The sequence below is a fragment of the Streptacidiphilus sp. ASG 303 genome (assembly GCF_020991365.1).
Lineage (GTDB): Bacteria > Actinomycetota > Actinomycetes > Streptomycetales > Streptomycetaceae > Peterkaempfera.
Map to the genome: position 1 here is coordinate 1 of NZ_JAJLRA010000172.1, position 287 is coordinate 287.

Annotated in this window: 1 protein-coding gene; it reads right to left on the bottom strand. The window is 70.4% G+C overall.

Annotation, left to right across the window (positions count from 1 at the left end; genetic code table 11):
- On the bottom strand, positions 1–287 hold a 287-nt coding region (locus LO771_RS30385), incomplete at both ends, for an aldehyde dehydrogenase family protein (protein ID WP_230748381.1).

Sequence of the window (287 nt, forward strand, 5' to 3'; positions counted from 1 at the left end):
AGGCGCGCGAGCCGTCGCGGCTCCACACGCCGGCGCTGAGCCCGTACAGGGTGTCGTTGGCGATCCGCAGGGCGTCGTCGAAGCCGTCGAAGCGGGTGACGGAGACGACGGGGCCGAAGATCTCCTCCTGGAAGATCCGCATGCTGTTGTCGCCCTCGAAGACGGTCGGGGTGACGTAGTACCCGCCGGACAGCTCGCCGCCGAGGTCGGCCCGCTCGCCGCCGGCCAGGACCTTGGAGCCCTCGGCGCGGCCGATGTCGAGGTAGGAGAGGATCTTCTCCAGCTGG